General features: G+C 44.0%; 18 protein-coding genes, 1 tRNA gene and 1 pseudogene. 3 read left to right on the top strand and 17 right to left on the bottom strand.

Going from position 1 to position 16,434, the window contains the following annotated elements:
* Positions 1 to 37 precede the first annotated feature (37 nt).
* The 10 genes from LWH95_RS13095 to queG all read right to left on the bottom strand — a co-directional run bounded on the left by LWH95_RS13095 (position 38) and on the right by queG (position 9,832).
* Positions 38 to 703, bottom strand: coding sequence for an HlyD family efflux transporter periplasmic adaptor subunit (locus LWH95_RS13095; RefSeq protein WP_003239622.1), 666 nt, complete (start codon positions 701 to 703; stop codon positions 38 to 40).
* Positions 704 to 738: 35 nt separating this feature from the next.
* Positions 739 to 1,203 carry a MarR family transcriptional regulator gene (locus LWH95_RS13090; protein WP_003239623.1) on the bottom strand — a complete coding sequence of 155 codons (465 nt, stop codon included), beginning with the start codon at positions 1,201 to 1,203 and terminating at the stop codon, positions 739 to 741.
* 158 nt (positions 1,204 to 1,361) lie between these two features.
* Positions 1,362 to 2,540, bottom strand: a complete 1,179-nt coding sequence (yhbH, locus tag LWH95_RS13085) for a sporulation protein YhbH (RefSeq protein WP_003239625.1) — start codon at positions 2,538 to 2,540, stop codon at positions 1,362 to 1,364.
* A gap of 179 nt (positions 2,541 to 2,719) precedes the next feature.
* Complete coding sequence (gene prkA / locus LWH95_RS13080) at positions 2,720 to 4,615, bottom strand: serine/threonine protein kinase PrkA (RefSeq protein ID WP_003239626.1); 1,896 nt, start codon at positions 4,613 to 4,615, stop codon at positions 2,720 to 2,722.
* A gap of 350 nt (positions 4,616 to 4,965) precedes the next feature.
* Positions 4,966 to 5,673: a hypothetical protein gene (locus tag LWH95_RS13075; protein WP_232919733.1), complete on the bottom strand. Its 708-nt coding sequence runs from the start codon at positions 5,671 to 5,673 to the stop codon at positions 4,966 to 4,968.
* Positions 5,674 to 5,684: 11 nt separating this feature from the next.
* The gene (locus LWH95_RS13070) at positions 5,685 to 6,398 is read right to left on the bottom strand and encodes a bactofilin family protein (protein ID WP_003239629.1); all 714 of its coding nucleotides are present in this window, start codon (positions 6,396 to 6,398) and stop codon (positions 5,685 to 5,687) included.
* Positions 6,389 to 7,030 (bottom strand): YhbD family protein, encoded by a 642-nt coding sequence (locus LWH95_RS13065; protein WP_232919732.1) that lies wholly within the window; start codon positions 7,028 to 7,030, stop codon positions 6,389 to 6,391. The genes LWH95_RS13070 and LWH95_RS13065 overlap by 10 nt, the downstream gene beginning before the upstream one ends.
* Before the next feature lie 124 nt (positions 7,031 to 7,154).
* Complete coding sequence (gene trmL, locus LWH95_RS13060) at positions 7,155 to 7,637, bottom strand: tRNA (uridine(34)/cytosine(34)/5-carboxymethylaminomethyluridine(34)-2'-O)-methyltransferase TrmL (RefSeq protein ID WP_072183318.1); 483 nt, start codon at positions 7,635 to 7,637, stop codon at positions 7,155 to 7,157.
* Between the two features lie 37 nt (positions 7,638 to 7,674).
* Positions 7,675 to 8,604, bottom strand: coding sequence for an amidase domain-containing protein (locus tag LWH95_RS13055; protein WP_232919731.1), 930 nt, complete (start codon positions 8,602 to 8,604; stop codon positions 7,675 to 7,677).
* 67 nt (positions 8,605 to 8,671) lie between these two features.
* Positions 8,672 to 9,832, bottom strand: coding sequence for a tRNA epoxyqueuosine(34) reductase QueG (queG, locus tag LWH95_RS13050; RefSeq protein ID WP_232919730.1), 1,161 nt, complete (start codon positions 9,830 to 9,832; stop codon positions 8,672 to 8,674).
* 82 nt (positions 9,833 to 9,914) lie between these two features.
* On the opposite strand from queG, the gene LWH95_RS13045 reads away from it, so the two are divergent.
* On the top strand, positions 9,915 to 10,538 hold the full coding sequence (locus LWH95_RS13045; RefSeq protein ID WP_232919729.1) for a B3/B4 domain-containing protein: 624 nt from the start codon (positions 9,915 to 9,917) through the stop codon (positions 10,536 to 10,538).
* A gap of 90 nt (positions 10,539 to 10,628) precedes the next feature.
* On the opposite strand, the gene LWH95_RS13040 is transcribed toward LWH95_RS13045, so the two are convergent.
* A tRNA-Gly gene (locus LWH95_RS13040) sits at positions 10,629 to 10,702 on the bottom strand.
* 193 nt (positions 10,703 to 10,895) lie between these two features.
* On the opposite strand from LWH95_RS13040, the gene LWH95_RS13035 reads away from it, so the two are divergent.
* Positions 10,896 to 11,096: a helix-turn-helix transcriptional regulator gene (locus LWH95_RS13035; protein WP_033878671.1), complete on the top strand. Its 201-nt coding sequence runs from the start codon at positions 10,896 to 10,898 to the stop codon at positions 11,094 to 11,096.
* Position 11,097: 1 nt separating this feature from the next.
* Complete coding sequence (locus LWH95_RS13030; protein WP_148982727.1) at positions 11,098 to 11,571, top strand: hypothetical protein; 474 nt, start codon at positions 11,098 to 11,100, stop codon at positions 11,569 to 11,571.
* Between the two features lie 17 nt (positions 11,572 to 11,588).
* Here LWH95_RS13030 and rpsN read toward each other — a convergent pair whose 3' ends face one another.
* The 6 genes and pseudogenes from rpsN to LWH95_RS13000 all read right to left on the bottom strand — a co-directional run bounded on the left by rpsN (position 11,589) and on the right by LWH95_RS13000 (position 16,104).
* Entirely contained in the window at positions 11,589 to 11,858 is a 270-nt protein-coding gene (gene rpsN, locus LWH95_RS13025) for a 30S ribosomal protein S14 (protein WP_148982728.1), read from the bottom strand.
* Positions 11,859 to 11,998: 140 nt separating this feature from the next.
* Positions 11,999 to 12,215, bottom strand: a pseudogene (locus LWH95_RS13020) (hypothetical protein); the annotation flags it as partial.
* 119 nt (positions 12,216 to 12,334) lie between these two features.
* Complete coding sequence (gene ssuD / locus LWH95_RS13015; protein ID WP_148982729.1) at positions 12,335 to 13,471, bottom strand: FMNH2-dependent alkanesulfonate monooxygenase; 1,137 nt, start codon at positions 13,469 to 13,471, stop codon at positions 12,335 to 12,337.
* A gap of 22 nt (positions 13,472 to 13,493) precedes the next feature.
* Complete coding sequence (locus LWH95_RS13010) at positions 13,494 to 14,324, bottom strand: ABC transporter permease (protein ID WP_232919728.1); 831 nt, start codon at positions 14,322 to 14,324, stop codon at positions 13,494 to 13,496.
* Positions 14,321 to 15,319, bottom strand: a complete 999-nt coding sequence (locus tag LWH95_RS13005) for an aliphatic sulfonate ABC transporter substrate-binding protein (protein WP_232919727.1) — start codon at positions 15,317 to 15,319, stop codon at positions 14,321 to 14,323. The genes LWH95_RS13010 and LWH95_RS13005 overlap by 4 nt, the downstream gene beginning before the upstream one ends.
* Positions 15,320 to 15,336: 17 nt before the next feature.
* On the bottom strand, positions 15,337 to 16,104 hold the full coding sequence (locus LWH95_RS13000; RefSeq protein ID WP_232919726.1) for an ABC transporter ATP-binding protein: 768 nt from the start codon (positions 16,102 to 16,104) through the stop codon (positions 15,337 to 15,339).
* Positions 16,105 to 16,434: the final 330 nt, after the last annotated feature.

The raw sequence follows: 16,434 nt of genomic DNA, 5'->3' as shown, positions 1-16,434 counted from the left end.
AGACAACCTCCTTTCATGGTTTGATGACTGATCTGTTTTACTCAGAAATCTTAACAGATGCATTCATACCAGGAAGCACCTTATCAGATGGGTTTTTGATTGAAATTTTCACAGGAACTTTTTGTGTTACTTTTGTGTAGTTTCCGCTTGAATTTGTAGATGGAAGCATATCAAAAGTTGAGTTAGTTGCATAGCCAATTTCTTCTACAGTACCGTCAAATGTTGTATCAGGATCTCCGTCAACTACTACGTCTACACTATTTCCAACTTCAACATCCGCAATATCTGTTTCTTTAATATTTGCTGTGATGTACAGGTTGTCCATGTCAATTGTTTGCGCAATTGTTGTACCAGCCTGTACGGTTTGTCCGTTTTTCACTTCGTTTTTCACAATTGTTCCATCCATGATGGATTTTACATCAACAGTTTGTTCACCTTTGATTTTTGCAACTGTGTCGCCTTTTTTCACTGTTTTTCCTTCTTCAAGATCCCAGTCGGATACTTTACCTGCTGCTGGAGCTGAGATAGCTGCCATATCGCCGGCTACTTTTGCTTCATCTGTTTTTACGTAGTTTGTGCTTTGATAATAGTAGTAAGCACCTCCGCCTATAATTGCAAGAACAACAATCAAACCGATAATGTTGGTCAGAATTAAACGTCCTCTGTTCATTTTGTTTTCTCCTTTCGTTTCATCCTCTATCATTTTGTGGAAAGCTGGTGAAAATATGTGAGAAGTTTTTAATTACCGCTTTTTTCTGAACAGCCTTTAGCAAGCTTTGTTAAGCTTCCGGCAAGCTTGCGCAAATACTGCAGCTGGGATGTGTCGAGCTTCTGATACAGGCTCGCACCCATTTTTGCATATTCAACAGCGGCTTTTTCTATCAGTTCTTCCCCCTCTTCGGTTAACTGAATCATGACGATACGGCGGTCATCCGGACTGTCATATCGATTCATCAATTGGCGCTTATACAGAATATCTGTCATCCGCGTCACAGAAGCGGGCTTAAGATCAAGCGACATCGCCAGCTTGCTTAGCGGGGTGCTTCCGCTTTGATGAATTTTAAACATCAGCAAATATTGAAGGACTGTAATATCAAAAGGCTCAAGCACAATCTCCAATATCTTCTTCTGTTTTTTATAGATCGACCGAGACGTATCGAAGAGCTGTTCAAAAGTGAGCAAAGCACGTTCTGATTCAGTCAACTCCTTTTCACCTCATTCCTCAATAATAGTTCACAAGATAAAATATTAATAAATGAAAGAAGATTTGTCAAAGGAAAAATTTCTTTTTCTCCCGTATTTTTTTCGCAACCGTTTTCTTACTTTTATTAAATAAAAAAAAGCCCTGAAACGGGCTTTTTTTACGAAAATTGATGGCTGACGCCAGACTCCTCATTTCTGAAAAAGTTCTTCAGCGCCTGAAAAACATCTGACTTTTGTTTTAAAATATAGTACTTAAATTTCTCGTCTTTCACATTTTTGTATGCAGACATTAGTGTTGAATGCCTGTTGTATTGATTGACCTCGCCGTAGCAGAAAAGATTGGCCTTCTTCATAATATCATTAACCAGTTTCACACACCGCGCGTTATCCGATGTCAGGTTGTCACCGTCAGAAAAATGAAACGGGTAAATATTATAGCGGGCGGGATTGTACTTTTCATCAATCAGCTCAAGCGACTTCCGGTATACGGATGAACAGATGGTTCCGCCGCTTTCTCCCTTTGAGAAGAAGTCCTCTTCCGACACGACTCTTGCTTCCGTATGATGGGCAATAAATTCAATTTCTACAGTCTCATATTTCGTCCGCAAAAAACGGGTCATCCAGAAAAAGAAGCTTCTGGCCATGTATTTTTCCCAAACACCCATACTGCCGCTTGTATCCATCATTGCTAAGACGACGGCTTTTGACTCGGGCTTTGTTATGTCATTCCATGTCTTATACTTCAAGTCTTCCGGGTAAATCGGATAGAACGACGGCTTCCCTGTCATCGCATTTCGTTTAAAAGCTGACATCATCGTTCTTTTCTTATCAATATTACCGGTTAACCCTGTTTTACGGATATCATTAAACTCTATATCTGTATGAATGATATTGTCTCGCTCTTTTTGCTGGAGGTTCGGAAGCTCTAATTCCTTAAAAAGCGCTTCTTCTAAATCCATTAATGAAACTTCTGCTTCATAATAATCTTCGCCTGCCTGGTCACCGGCGCCCTGCCCTTTTCCGGGTCCCTGTTTTTTGTCTGATCCATCCCGGGCCACAACATCTCCAACCTGGCTGTCGCCGTCTCCTTGCCCTACGTGTTTATTTTTATCATAGTTATAACGGATTTTATACTCATCCAGTGAACGGATTGGGATCTTCACTACATCTTTTCCATTAGACATAATAATGCTTTCCTCAGTCACGAGGTCCGGAAGATTGTTTTTGATCGCTTCCTGCACTTTTTTCTGGTGGCGCTGCTGGTCATCGAAGCCTTTGCGATGGAGGGACCAGTTTTCCTCAGAAATCAAAAAATGGCCGCTGTCATTTTGGGACATGAATTCCCCTCCTTAACCATTTGTGGTCGTGATACATACGTATTCCGGCTTGTGCCAGATTATGAAACAAGTCTTTTGAAAAGATTTATATTCATCATATGCACAAACATACGGTTAATTGACAAACTATTTAGAAAATGGGACAAAATAACCCGCCCTATTCGGACGGGTCACGTTGCTTATCGGTTCAGCAGGCTGCCGACATATTTCAGCAGCTCATTGGCGCTCGTCGAGTTGTAGCCGTGCTCATCAATTAAACGGGCCACGACTTCATTTACCTTTTTCAGCTGCTGCTCATCCGGTGTTTTTGTTGAAGTCGTAATTTTAACGACATCCTTCAGATCAGCAAACAACTTTTTCTGAATGGCTTCACGCAGTCTTTCATGAGAATTGTAATCAAACCTCTTACCTTTTCTCGCATACGCCGAGATGCGGATTAAGATTTCTTCGCGGAACGCTTTTTTAGCGTTTTCCGAAATGCCGATCTGCTCTTCAATTGATCTCATCAGCTTTTCGTCCGGATTCATTTCTTCTCCTGTCAAAGGATCCCGAAGCTTGTTTTTGTTGCAATATGCCTCTACGTTGTCGAGGTAATTGTCCATAAGGGTTTTTGCTGATTCTTCATATGAATACACAAACGCTTTTTGAACTTCCTTTTTCGCAATATCGTCATATTCCTTGCGGGCGGCAGAAATAAAATTCAAATACCGCTCCCTGTCCTCGCTTGAAATCGAAGGATGCTGATCAAGACCTTCTTTTAAGGAACGAAGAACATCAAGAGAATTAATCGATTCCATATTTTTTCTGATAATCGTTGAAGAAATCCTGTTGATCACGTACCGCGGATCAATTCCGCTCATACCTTCATCATTATATTCTTTTTTCATATCCTCAACGTCGACAGAGTTATATCCTTCCACACTTTCCCCATCATACAATCTCATTTTCTTGACCAGATCAATATCCGACCGCTTTGGTTCTTTTAATCGGGTAAGAATCGAGAACATCGCAGCGACCTTCAACGTATGCGGGGCAATATGAACATCCGCCACATCGCTTTCTGCGATCATCTTTTCATAAATTCTCTCTTCTTCAGACACTTTTAAATTATAAGGAACAGGCATCACAATGATTCTCGAGTGCAGGGCTTCATTCTTCTTATTAGAAATAAATGAGCGATACTCCGTTTCATTCGTGTGAGCCACGATCAGCTCATCAGCAGAAATTAACGCAAATCGCCCCGCTTTAAAATTCCCTTCCTGTGTCAATGAAAGCAAATGCCAGAGGAATTTCTCATCACATTTCAGCATCTCCTGAAACTCCATCATCCCGCGATTCGCTTTATTCAGTTCTCCGTCAAACCGGTAAGCGCGCGGATCTGATTCTGAACCGTACTCAGCAATGGTTGAGAAATCAATACTTCCCGTCAAATCGGCAATATCCTGAGATTTCGGATCAGACGGGCTGAATGTTCCGATTCCCGTACGCTTATCTTCTGAAAAGAAAATGCGCTCAACCTTCACATCCTCTATTCTTCCTCCGTACTCTTCCTCCAGTCTCATCACATTTAAAGGAGAAAGACTTCCTTCTATTCTTATGCCGTACTCTCTGTAAAAGTCATCTCGCAAATGATGGGGGATTAAATGTAGAGGGTCCTCGTGCATCGGGCAGCCTTTAATCGCATATACAGCACCATTATCCGTCAGCGTATACGCTTCGAGACCTTTTTTAAGCATCGTGACCAGCGTGGATTTACCGCCGCTCACAGGTCCCATCAGCAATAAAATCCGTTTTCTGACATCAAGCCGTTTCGCGGCCGGATGAAAATACTCTTCAACAAGACGCTCCAAAGATTCCTCAAGCCCAAACAGCTCGCGGTCAAAAAAGCTGTACTTCTTCCGTCCGTCAATCTCCTCTATCCCGCTGTCTTTTATCATATTAAAAACACGAGAATGAGCAGATTGCGCGACCATTGGATTTTCTTTAATAATCTCCAAATAATCGGCGAATGTTCCTTCCCATTTCAGCCGCTGCTCTTCCTCTCTGTACTGTTCAATTTTCTTTAATATATCCATAAGGACCTCCTCCATCATGTTTGATGCGCTATGCAAATAAGGTACTTTGATACAATCTATGCCGCCATCTCGTGATACATGCTTTGGTTTCTTAAAAATAAAGATACTTATACGGCGTTGACAAGGCAGACCGCGACCGTTCATAATAAAGAAAAATACAGAATCATCCAGACTCGGGCAGCACGGAAAAATTGAAGAGGGGGAGAGACGGTGAAAACAATCATCATGATGGGTGTCATTGTCACTTTTTTAGTATCAATTTTTACTGCAGGGTACGAAAGCAAGCCGGGAAAAGAATAAAAAAGGGTGCTCCTCATAAGAGCACCCTTTTTGTATAACAGAACAGTGTTTTACAGTTTTATTTTTTCTTTAATCTCTGAATGATGATCGCATTCGTATTTGTTTTTGTACTCAATTGTTCCGATGCTGCAGCCCGGCCCGATGATCACTTCTTTTCCCCTGACAACTGCCGCCTCGGTATTCTCCAAATAAACCTGATCTCCTTCTATGACATCGGCAATCAGTTTTGTATTCTTCCGTTTAAAAAAGCTCGCGCGTCTTTTCACTGTTATTGTTGTTCCGCCGATTTCCCGCACATAGCTTACATCATGGCTCAATCCAAGCTTAATGTCACCCGCATTCAATAATCCTGACACATCAACGCTACCTGTGACATGGAACATTTCTGTTTCACAATCGCCTTTGACGCTAAGCTTCCCTTTCACATCGCACGATTCTCCAGTCATATTCCCGCCAATTTCAGTCAGGCCTTTCAGATTGAACCGATCAAATTGAAGTGAACCGCTCACTTTCATTGTGCCGTATACATTGATTCTGCCGGCTGTCAGATCGCCTTTAAACTCACTTTCTCCATACACATGCAGCCGATCAGTCTCTGCTTTCCCAAGAAAACATCCTGTTCCGAATATGCGGCAGCCCGCGGCAGACAGCCCTTCACCGACCACACCTTCTCCTTTGATGCTGACATGGTGATATGCGCCTCCTGCAGCGTGACCGGCGCCATATAATTTTAAATTTCCCAGTTTTGTTGTCTCCATTACGATCCTCCTCACATCTTCGTGCATGTTTCTACCGATGCGCTCGGATCACAAGTATAGTCCCCGCTGTATTCCACGGTTTCAATCTGGCAATTTGGTCCGATTTTCACTTTATTTCCGCGCACGGTTTTCGCCTTGGTATTTGTCAGTTCAATCACGTCACCTTCGATCAGTTCAGCCGTTAAAACAGGCTGCGGCATCAGTCTGAGCATTGTCAGCATCCCTTTTCTTCCTGTCACTTGAAGATGGCGGCAGCCGATCTCACGTACATAACTTTCACCGGCAGAAAGCTTAATGATTACCTGGTCAGCGTTTAAAAGCCCGCTGACTTTGCATTTCCCTTCCGATTGAAAGGTTTCCGTTTCACAATCCGCTTCCATGACTGCTTTTCCGCTAATGACAATGTCATCAGCCTTGACTGTACTGCCAAATGTTGATGATCCAGCAATCTTCAATTGTTTTGCAGATACCTCTCCCTCAATTAAACCTGTTCCGTTAATCCGAATAGATTCTGCTTCAACGTCTCCATGTATCTTACCTGAACCGCTGATGGTTACCGCTTTCGCTTTGACGCTGCCGTCAGCTTTTCCGGTTCCATTAAAAGAAAAAGTATCACACTCCACGTCCCCGGCGACTGTTCCGCTGCCGTTAATTTCAACTGATTGAAATGTTCCTCCCTTTGAACTTCCTGATCCGTTTATCACCAGCTTTTCCATTACATCCATTGATGGCCCTCCTGCATATATGTTGTTTTTAATTCCTCTGACGCCTTAGCTAAATCTACCCGTTCCACGACCTTAACGGACGATTCAAACAGAATGCTGTCCGCTGCAGTTGCTATAAAACACGTTGTGACACCGAGCTTCCGCAGCACAATCAGCTCCGTCTGTTTCTTGATCTCTTCAGCATCATGCAGCTTTAACACCCCTGCAGCCATTTTCGCTTCTGCCAAGCTGACATTTCCGGACTGCAGCAGCCCTTCAAGCACATACAGCGAAAGAAGATCGCGGGAAGAAAAAACCGATTTCTCACTGCCTTCTGAAAAGACATCAAGAGCAGTTCTTGAAATCAAACCTTTATGAATCAAATCATCAGCGGTCATGCTGACATCCTTCATTTTCGGCGACAGCATTTCCCTCATTTCATCCAGTGACAAATTTTCCTTCATCTTTTGAATCATTGAAATGCGTTTTAAAATATCCTCTCTCGGAAAAAACGTCTCTTGCCCTGTAAATGTGGACTTGCGAATAAACCATTCCTCAGGAATTAAGTTTTTCCGCTTCCACCGATACAGTTGACCGTAAGAAATCGATGTTTTTTCAAGTAATTCTTTTTTAGAGATTAATTGTTCTTCCATAGGTCCAGCTCCTTCGATGGATCCATTGTAACATAACACTGTTACGTTGTTAAGCCCAAATACAAAACAAAGCATCTCTAATAACATAAAAAACCCGCCCATCATTGATGAGCGGGTTTTTTTACTATTTTAAATCACGGTAATTTTGCTGGCGCAGCGCTTCATAAACGAGAATCGCCGCAGTGTTGGACAGGTTTAACGATCTGACGTGCTCAGTCATCGGAAGACGCAGGCAGCGGTCCATGTTATTTTGAATTAAATCCTTTGGCAAACCGCTTGTTTCTCTTCCGAACACGAAGAAATAATCCTCGTCAAGATCAGTGTAATCAAACGATGTATGAGGCTGCTGGCCGAATTTCGTGATAAAGAAAAACTGGCCTTTTTGATATTCCTCAAACAATTCTTCTAACGAATCATGATACACAACGTTCACAAACTCCCAATAATCGAGTCCGGCACGCTTCAGCATTTTATCATCCGTTGAAAAGCCGAGCGGACGAATCAGGTGGAGCGTTGTATTGGTTGCTGCACAAGTACGTGCAATATTCCCTGTATTAGCAGGAATTTCTGGTTGATATAAAACGACATGTAATGCCACAATGTTCACCTCTGTTTTTCTTATCCGCCCATCATTATATCATTAATTACTCTTTTGTCGTATCATCAAGAATATGAAAAAAGGCATATCGTATTGACGGCGTGTATGCCGTAGAATCCTCGTATGACCAATATCTCATCCGGCTGTCATAGGACTGGGCATTGACAAGCGGCATATTGCCTTTGTCTTTTGCCACGACAATCGTTGTGTGATTAAACCGGCCGTCACCTTCAAAGTCATAGCAAATCACATCGCCAGGCATCAGCTCTTCCGCAGATTTAACCCGCACTGCACGAAGGCCGGCCTTTGAATTCGCCAAATACATTTTCATAGAGTGAGCCACCGTCCAGCTGTAGCTCCAGGAACTTTGCTTCATCCACCAGCCTGATCCTCTGTTCGGATGGCCGCGCATCGGTGCGCCTCCAGCATGGAGACACTGAGAAATAAAATTCGTGCAGTTATCGCTGAAATTTTTATAAGCCGGGTTGCGCTTGTTCCAAAATTTCTCGGCATATTGCACAGCACCAAGGCGATCGTATTGAAAGGCTCTGCCAAACGCTTCCCTGTCCTCTTGAGAATAGTCAATAATACTGGTGCCTTCATGAAATCCAGCCGGTGTTTTCGCAATTTCCTGATCACTAATCAAAATGTGATCATAAAGAAAAGCGATCCGCTCCTCTATTTGCTCTTCCATATACAAGCTGTCGTCCTGCTCCTTATACACGTATTCGTAATGAATGGTATACGTAATGCAGGTCGTTCCGTCATCCTCAATCCGTACATGATCGATGACGGCCTTCGCTTTCGCTTTTATAATGTCAACTTTACGTTTTTCCAGAAGCTTCTTCTTTCGCTCCATGACTTCAAGGTCTCCGACTTCAGACTCCTGTCTCATAGCATGCCCGTTAACCAGATAGCTCAGCCGCTCCTCCGCTAATTGTTCTAAAATGTGCTTCAAGCTCACCCCACCCGCCATACTTTTTTATAGAGAAAAAACACTTGGATGCATCTCAAGTGTTTTTTCCTTCTTCTCTATACGTATGTCAAGACAGGCCTTGTTTAGTCATGCCTGAAGCTTTTAGCAAATCAATTCCTTTTTCAATTTCCAGCTTTGCCTCTTCATCCTTCTCTTTTTCCAGCGCTTTTTCAAGCTCTTCCGCGTATGCGGGGTCTCCGATTTTCCCGATTGCCCATGCAGCTGTTCCCCTGATGACAGGACGCGGATCCTTCTGCATCAGTTCCGCCAATTCAGGCAGTGCGGAAGCATCCTTAAAGTGGGCAAGGGCGAGAATGGCGTTTCGCTGAATCGGTTTCTTCCCGCGCCAAGAACCTGAGACATGCCCGAATTTCTCCTTAAATTCACGGTTGCTGATGGTCAAGAGCGGCTTCAATAACGGTTTGGCTATCTCAGGGTCAGGCTCCATTTCCGGATGAAGATGAAAATCCTTCCCTTTATTAAGAGGACACACCGTTTGGCACGTATCGCATCCGTACAGGCGGTTTCCGATCTTTGTCCGAAATTCATCAGGCAAAAATCCTTTCGTCTGGGTCAGAAAAGAGATGCAGCGCTGCGCATTAAGCTGTCCCGGATTTACAAGCGCTCCCGTCGGGCAGGCGTCCAGACATTTCGTGCAAGAGCCGCACATATCTTCAATCGGCACATCAGGCTCAAAAGGTATATTCGTAATCATTTCTGCCAAATACACATAAGAGCCGTACTCAGGCGTTGTAATCATACAGTTTTTCGCACTGAATCCGATGCCGGCCCGTTCTGCAACCGCCCGATCAGACAATTCACCTGTATCAACCATTGACTTTGTTCTGATATCCTCATGCTTGCTTCTCAGAAATTCCTCCAGCAGATCGAGCTTTTCCCTCAGCACATCGTGATAGTCTTTGCCCCAGGAGGCTCTGCAAAAAATGCCCCTGCGCTCCGTTCTCGTGCTTCTCGGCGCATCCTTCATTCTGGAAGGATATGCGAGTGCAATCGCGACGATTGATTTCGCTTTCGGCAAAAGCAGCGTCGGCGTCACCCTTTTCTCAATATCGGGCTCTTCAAAGCCGGAAAGATAGCCGAGTGATTCTTGAAGAATCAAACGGTCTTTTAAACTGTCAAAAGTATCAGCGGTCGTAAAACCAATCTTGTCCACACCAATGCTTTTCGCGTATTCAATTAATTCTTCTTTGAGCTGATAAACGTTCATGTTTTGCACAGCCTCCTTTCTTTGTGATAAAACAATACAGGGTTTATAATAGGTTGATATCCCGTAACTGGAGTGAATGCTTGTGAATATCAAACTTGATTCTGTTATTACTGAACGTGCGGCCGGCTTACAAGCGGCGGCTGTGTTTTATAAGAATATCGAAGTCAGTTCCTCTCCGCAAATGCTGAAAGGCAGGCTTCGCCTATTTCAAGAATCCCTGTTTTTCGACTATGCGGACGGCGGAATATCCGATGAATCCTTCGCCAAGGAATGGCAGGAACTTTTTAAACAGCTTAACCCTTCATTTGAGGGAGAAACAACCCCAATGGAGGACATGCTGATCCTGATATCCAAAGAACAGTTCATGGAAAGCAAGGATTCAGCCCATGACACCATCGATTTTTTTTCATTAAAATATTCTCTGCCCATTATGATTTATGATGCCGGCAAGCTTCATGAGCCAGTCCGCATCTCATTGGGTGAAAAAGAAAACATACTGCTTTACTCTGATCAAAACGGCATATTTGGCGATTTTAAAAACAGCGTCAATCGCTGTCCCGTTATAGATGAGACCAAGAGCATGCTGCAAATCATCTTTTTCCCGCCATCGATTGAAAAAAACAGTGCTAAAAAACTCTTATCATCATTAACGAAAATGTTCGAACAAATTCACGGCGGCTCCCATACAGTACATTGGCTTACGTAAAAGAACACGAATGACGTGTTCTTTTTTACATAAAAAAACGCAATACTTCGTTTATCTGAGAAACGAAACACTGCGTTAATAACGTATGTATGGAGCGGGTGATGAGAATCGAACTCACGACATCAGCTTGGAAGGCTGAGGTTTTACCACTAAACTACACCCGCATTTGTGGTTGTCAGCAACAGTACCGCTCTGACTTTTCTTATGTTACACGTTTATTGATTTTTCGTCAAGGGAATATGAAAATTTTGTCGAAAAAAAGTTTTATTTTTGTAAAGATGTTAAGTTTCATTTACATAATGTTAATCATACTATACAATATATTCAATCGAGAATGTGAAGGGGACAGACGTCATGATGAAAAATAAAGTAAAAGAGCTGAGGGCACGTTTCGGCTTTTCTCAAGAAAAACTCGGGGAAACGGTCGGCGTCACAAGACAGACTGTGGCAGCTATCGAAAAAGGCGATTATGTTCCCTCACTGCTATTAGCACTGAAAATCTGCAAAGCCTTCTCCATGAAAATGGAGGATGTCTTTTGGTTAGAGGAGGAAAACTAAGATGAGCATGAAAACAAAAGCAGCTTTTCAACTTTTTCTATTTGGCCTTGCATGCTGGACGCTGATTTCGTACTTTGAAGCTTCAGAAGGCATTGCATCCTTTTTCCGCACAAAGAGCGGCGAGATGGTGTTTGAATTAAACCTCACCCCCTTTATTCTGTTTGTTGCGGTGTCTGCGGTTTATTTGTACTTACAAAAGAAAAGCCGCCCTGCTGCAAAAAAGCTTCTTCTGCCTGATGAATTTGAAGAGCAGGACGAAAGAGAGAAGATGATGACGGCAAAAGCATGCCGCGCGTCATATATCGCCGTCTACTTCTCGCTTCCTGCCGCAGCGGTTCTTCTCATTTTTTATCCGCTTTTTCAATCGCGTATTCCGTTTTTCCCTATTATTATAGTGTTTATCATCATGATCATACAGCATCTATCCTACGTCATTTCTTTCAAGAAAAACGAAAAAAACTCCGGCGCGCTGTAATCGGCCGGAGTTTTTTCTTACCAGCTTGCTTTTTTTACACCGGGAATCTGGCCTTTATGGGCCAGCTCCCTGAAAGCGATTCTGGACATTTTAAACTTCCTCATATATCCTCTCGGGCGCCCCGTTACCATGCAGCGATTGTGGAGTCTTCCCGGTGCTGAATCTCTCGGCAGCTTGCTGAGTGCCTCGTAATCTCCTTTTTCTTTTAGCTCGCGTCTAAGTGCAGCGTATTGTTCAACAAGCTGCTGGCGTTTTAACTCTTTTGCCACTTTTGATTTTTTAGCCAAGATATAGCCTCCTTCTCAAATCGAAATAATTACGATTTAAAATGTATCACGCACAATATAAAAAAGCAAGCATACTGCTTTGTAAAACAGACGGCTGAAAGCCGCCCGTTTCTAGTGATCATACAGTAACGCATCTTGATGCTTTCAAAATAAACAAATTGTAATGTATCGGATTTTTCCTCAGAATAATCTGCACTTACCGGACCAATCCTCTCAACTAGCTTTCCCTTTTGATAATGTTCGATGTACATGTCGGCTGAAGAAATACCTTCACTGATATTGACGGCTACGGCAATGAATGACTGTGAAGCTGCAGCATCCATTCAAGCTCTGAGATGTCCGCCGCTTTGACTCCATCTGCTTTGAATGTCCGCATGCTCACAGCATAGCTAACAGGCAAATGACTGATGCGCTTATCAATGTGTTCAGAAAAACAGCCCCCTTTTTGAATACCATGTTCGGGGGCTGTATTTTACTTAAACTGACGCATTTTTCTCTTTGACAAAATAAGTGTTCCCGACCGCTTCTCCCCTTTTGTTCTGAAGCTTTCTCGTCCGCTCATTTTCAAATGGCAAAAGCGGAAACACAAGCTCTGCAAAATAATACGCTTCTTCTAAATGAGGATAGCCAGAGAAAATAAACGATTCTATGCCGAGTGCCTGGTACTCTGTTATCCGATCGGCAATAGTCTGCGGATCACCGACAAGAGCTGTCCCTGCCCCGCCTCTGACCAGACCGATACCCGCCCACAGATTCGGGCTGATTTCAAGCTTCGTCCGATCGCCTTGGTGAAGGACGGCCATCCGCCGCTGGCCTGAAGAATCGTATCGGCTCAAAGCTGCCTGCGCTTTGGCGATGGTGTCATCATCTAAGTGGCTGATTAAGCGTTCAGCCGCTTCCCACGCCTCTTGTTCAGTTTCACGGGCAATGACATGCAGCCTGATGCCAAATCGAACGGATCTCCCCTCTTTTTCAGCTTGCTTTTTGACTCTCTCAATCTTTTCTTTTACTAGTTCAGGCGGCTCGCCCCACGTTAAATACACGTCTGTATGCTTTGCAGCTGCCTCAATCCCCGCCTGTGATGACCCTCCGAAATAGATAGGCGGATGCGGCGCTTGCTGCGGCGGGAAGAGCAGATTGCTGTTTTCCACTTTTATATGCTTACCTTCATAGGAAACCGTTTCTCCCTGCAAAAGTCTCCGCCAAACGGTTAAAAATTCGTCTGTCGCTTCATAGCGTTCATCATGGTTGATAAACAGGCCATCTCCAGCCAGCTCGTACGGATCGCCTCCTGCCACAACATTGATCAGCAGCCGGCCTTCTGAAATGCGGTCTAAGGTGGATGTCATTCTGGCTGCTAGAGAAGGCTGCATTAAACCGGGTCTTACCGCGACTAAAAACTTTAAGTACTTTGTTTCTCCTGCCAGCGCCGATGCTGTAAGCCACGGGTCCTCACACGATCTTCCCGTCGGCAGAAGAACACCCGTATACCCCAGCCTGTCAGCCGCCTGCGCGACTTGTTTAAAGTAAAGATGATCCGCAGTCCGTCCATCGCTTTCAGATCCTAAATATCTCGCGTCTCCATGAGTCGGTATAAACCAAAGAATTTCCATATCTATCTCCCCTTCACGTATATTACCCTTCGTAACTGTTTCTCCATTTTAATAGTTTTCGTTCAAGCAGCCTGACAAAGGAATCCGTCAGCTTTCCAACCACCGCAAAGATGATAATCCCAGCAAAGACTTTGTTTGTTTGTGAAAACTGTCTAGCATCCATGATCATGTAGCCGACTCCTGAGCTGGAGCCCATCAGCTCTGCTACAACAAGTCCGAGCCATGCAATGCCGAGCGATAAGCGAATGCCGAGCAATATATTCGGCAGAGATGCAGGCAATATCACTTTGGAAATCTGCTGATGCCATTTAAATTCAAGCACCCGGGCGACTTCAAACAGCTTCGCGTCAACGCCGCGGATGCCGTTAAATGTATTAATATAGACAGGAAAGAAGGCGCCAAGCGCAATCAGCAATATTTTAGATACTTCATCAAAACCGAACCATAAAATAAACAGCGGCGTAACCGCCAGATGCGGAACGGTTCTAAGCATTTGCAATGACGGATCAAGATACAGCTCCGTCCGTTTGGAGAATCCGGCCAAAATCCCGATGATCAAGCCAAACCCTGCGCCAAGCAAAAAACCAAGCGCCGCCCGATAGATACTGATTTGCAGATGGCCGAACAGCTCACCGGAAAAAACAAGCTCTTTAAACGTCAGGACGATCGTAACGGGCGTAGGCAGCACTGTAGCGGACACAACACCAAGGCCGCCGATGATCTGCCAGATGGCAATGATGACAACGGGCAGCAAAAGCCCCTTCATCCAGCCGTATTTCATCCTTCGGGGCTTTTTTTGCACCGCCTCCGCATTCGTTTTGGGCAGCGAGCCTGCAGTCTCTGCTTTCATCATTGATCACCTCCGGAGGAATTTTCCTTTAACGCTTTTTTAATAAATGTGTTATCCACAACCTCTTTCACGTCGATCTTCTTGTCTATCGCCTTTGTTTGATATTGAAAATCTGCTGTCTCCTGCTGCGCTTTCACAATGTCGTCACTGATAACCTCATTAAGAGGCTCAGTATTTTTCAGCACATTTTTGACGACCTTTTTATCGAGATCTTTAATGTTTGCATACAAGTCCGCGGCTTCATCCGGATGTTCCTTTTGCCACACAACAGCCTTATTAAATACCTTCAGAAAACGGACCACTTCGTCTGGATGCTCCTCTGAAAACTTTGTTCTTACTAGAGTAAATCCGGGTGAATATAAATCTGTGCTTTCCCCGTTCACAAGGATTTTTGCTCCATGCTTGATTGTTTCTAAAGACAGGTACGGCTCCCAGATGGACCAGGCATCAACAGATCCGTTTTCAAATGCGGAGGCTGCTTCATCGGGCTGAAGCTGAATGATCGTCACATCATTAGCTGACAAACCCACTTGATCAAGCGCTTTATACAGAAAATCAAAACCGCTGCTGCCTTTGGCGACTGCAATTTTCTTTCCCTTTAAGTCCTTGACGTCCTGAATGCCGCTGTTTTGATTCACAAGGATGCCATTCGCTTTCAACCCATCCTGGGATAAACCGATTTCTTTAAAATCAATGCCTGCCGCCTGACCTGCGATCACAGGCGAATTGCCGACCTGAGAAAAATCAAGTTTGTCTGCCGCAAGGCCTTCGAATTGGGGCGGACCGCTTTGAAACTCCACCCACTTCACTTTGATGCCTACTTTTTCAAATGCATCTTCAAACCAGCCTTTCTCCTTCGCAATCAAAAGCGGGCTTAAGCTTTGCTGAATACCGATTCGAATTTCTTTCAATGGTTTGTTGTCACCGCTGGCTCCATTTGCTCCGCAGCCTGCCAGCAGAAAAAAAACGGTAACCAATACAATGAGTCCTTTTTTCATTTCTGCTTCCGCCCTTTCTATATCCCTGATCCCTCAGCGTACTCTAGATCTTCTGTTTTCTCGAATTCCGACAGCACTTTCTGTCTGATCGCTTGGAAATCCGGTGTCGTCCGGTTTCGCGGATACGCCAGATGAATGGGCATCAGCTTATGGATGTTCCCCGGTTTGGCCTTAAGGATCGCAAGCTCATTTCCTAAATAAACAGATTCATCTATATCATGAGTGACGAGAATCATCGTTGTTTTTTTCCTCCGCCATATATCCAGCAGCACGTCCTGCAGGTGTTTTCTTGTAAAAGCGTCGAGTGCACCAAATGGTTCATCTAAAAGCAGCACCTCAGGCTCCCGCAGAAGAGCCCGTGCGATGGCCACTCTTTGTGACATACCGCCTGACAGCTCACGAGGATATGCTTTCTCCGATCCTTTCAATCTGACAATCTCGATCAGTTCATCCACCTTCTGTTTGACTTTTGGATCTTTCAAGTTCAAATCAGCGGCAATATTCTGCTCAACCGTCAGCCATGGAAAGAGGCGGTGCTCCTGAAAAATAAATCCTTGCTGAATACCCGGAGCTGTTACGCTGCGTCCGTTAATTTCAACACTCCCGTCATAATCAGAATCAAGTCCTGCAATAATCCTTAACAGAGTGCTTTTTCCGCACCCGCTCGGTCCGATGACCGTTAGAAATTCACCTGGTGCGATTGATAATTGAATGTTCTCCAAGACCGTTGTTTTGCGGCTCTCTTGAACAAATGCCTTTTCTTTGATGCTGATGGTCACAGCCACTTTTATCCCTCTCTTTCTGCCAACCCCGCCTTCTAAAAAAACAAAAAGGCCCCCATCTCTGTTCTTTATAGAGATGAGAGCCTTCGGCGGTCCGATCAGCTGCCCAATTGTTTTTTTGTTTGAATATCATGTTAATTCAAATTATTCCGATATGTCAACTATTTTTTAAACGAGATTTTTGTCAGCCTTGTTTATCACTTACTCTGCTTGTTTCGCAAATAGAGAGGAAAAAATCATTTCTTCAAAAATCTTTTCTCTCTCCTATAAGCTGTTATAACAAGGGTTTATCAACATTTTTAATACTAGATATCCCTTAATAGAGATAACTAT

It is taken from the genome of Bacillus sp. G16 (assembly GCF_021282335.1).
Taxonomy (GTDB): domain Bacteria; phylum Bacillota; class Bacilli; order Bacillales; family Bacillaceae; genus Bacillus; species Bacillus inaquosorum.
This window is presented reverse-complemented; position numbering and strand designations above follow the sequence as displayed.

What these genes read in the sequence shown, in the direction of transcription:
- LWH95_RS13070 (WP_003239629.1), bottom strand. Translation starts at nt 6,398, where the DNA reads ATGGATGTAATGGAAAAGCTGGTGATAAACGGATCAGGAAGTTCAAAG.
- LWH95_RS13055 (WP_232919731.1), bottom strand. Translation starts at nt 8,604, where the DNA reads ATGGCGGGTGGGGTGAGCTTGAAGCACATTTTAGAACAATTAGCGGAG.
- yhbH (WP_003239625.1), bottom strand. Translation starts at nt 2,540, where the DNA reads ATGTCCCAAAATGACAGCGGCCATTTTTTGATTTCTGAGGAAAACTGG.
- LWH95_RS13010 (WP_232919728.1), bottom strand. Translation starts at nt 14,324, where the DNA reads ATGATGAAAGCAGAGACTGCAGGCTCGCTGCCCAAAACGAATGCGGAG.
- LWH95_RS13065 (WP_232919732.1), bottom strand. Translation starts at nt 7,030, where the DNA reads ATGGAAGAACAATTAATCTCTAAAAAAGAATTACTTGAAAAAACATCG.
- LWH95_RS13005 (WP_232919727.1), bottom strand. Translation starts at nt 15,319, where the DNA reads ATGAAAAAAGGACTCATTGTATTGGTTACCGTTTTTTTTCTGCTGGCA.
- LWH95_RS13075 (WP_232919733.1), bottom strand. Translation starts at nt 5,673, where the DNA reads ATGGAGACAACAAAACTGGGAAATTTAAAATTATATGGCGCCGGTCAC.
- queG (WP_232919730.1), bottom strand. Translation starts at nt 9,832, where the DNA reads ATGAACGTTTATCAGCTCAAAGAAGAATTAATTGAATACGCGAAAAGC.
- prkA (WP_003239626.1), bottom strand. Translation starts at nt 4,615, where the DNA reads ATGGATATATTAAAGAAAATTGAACAGTACAGAGAGGAAGAGCAGCGG.
- ssuD (WP_148982729.1), bottom strand. Translation starts at nt 13,471, where the DNA reads ATGGAAATTCTTTGGTTTATACCGACTCATGGAGACGCGAGATATTTA.
- LWH95_RS13095 (WP_003239622.1), bottom strand. Translation starts at nt 703, where the DNA reads ATGATAGAGGATGAAACGAAAGGAGAAAACAAAATGAACAGAGGACGT.
- LWH95_RS13035 (WP_033878671.1), top strand. Translation starts at nt 10,896, where the DNA reads ATGAAAAATAAAGTAAAAGAGCTGAGGGCACGTTTCGGCTTTTCTCAA.
- LWH95_RS13030 (WP_148982727.1), top strand. Translation starts at nt 11,098, where the DNA reads ATGAGCATGAAAACAAAAGCAGCTTTTCAACTTTTTCTATTTGGCCTT.